The organism is Oleiphilus sp. HI0132, assembly GCF_001635845.1.
Genome location: NZ_LWGJ01001644.1, coordinates 1 through 833, shown reverse-complemented (window position 1 = coordinate 833; position 833 = coordinate 1). Strand labels below are relative to the sequence as shown.

The 833-nt window shown below is 46.0% G+C and carries 1 pseudogene; it reads right to left on the bottom strand.

From position 1 onward, the window contains the following. Positions 1-833 (bottom strand): annotated as a pseudogene (locus A3766_RS25300) (antiporter); the annotation flags it as partial.

The following is an 833-nucleotide window of genomic DNA, read 5'->3' as shown; positions in this document are numbered from 1 at the left end:
ATTGTATAAATAACTGTCATTGCCCAAGTATGCTTGTTATCAAAGATTTTGTACTGACGCGTTAAGCTCTCACCGATCTGACCTGGAATCGCTTTCAAAGCAAATACTGTCGCTGCGATAACAATAGGTAATACGATCCACTTACTTACACCAAAACCTGAACCACCCACTTTCTCAGGAAGCATCAACCATAGGCCGAAGATTGCACAAGCAAAGCCAACCAGCAACATCATTGAAATTAAGCCGAAAGAACCAACAGGGCCAGGAATACTTGGCGAAATGTGGTCTTCACGCAAGTTATTCATACCGAACCAGCCAGCAAGTGCGAGAGGAATCAGGAAGAGCAACCACACGAAGCCTGCATTTTGAATCCATGCTTCAGTACCTGCAGGAATCTTACCGATCAAGGTACCTGAAGTATTAACTAGCGTCATTGACTCGCCGCCTAGTGCGCCGAACATGCCAACAGTCATCGCCAATGGAACCAGAATCTGCATCGTAGTAACACCAAAGTTACCCAGACCCGCATTCAAACCTAGCGCCAAGCCCTGCTGCTTCTTAGGAAAGAAGAAACTGATGTTTGACATTGAAGATGAGAAGTTACCACCACCAAAGCCAGATAGAAGCGCTAGTACCTGGAAAACCCAGAAAGGTGTTTCAGGGTTAGACAGCGCGATACCTGTACCGGCTGCAGGTAGCATGAGTAATGCTGTGGTAAAGAAGATTGTATTTCGGCCACCCGCCAAACGGATAAAGAAGGTGCTGGGTATTCGTAGCGTTGCACCCGTCAAACCGGCAATCGCCATTAAAGTAAATAGTTGTGATTTTTCATA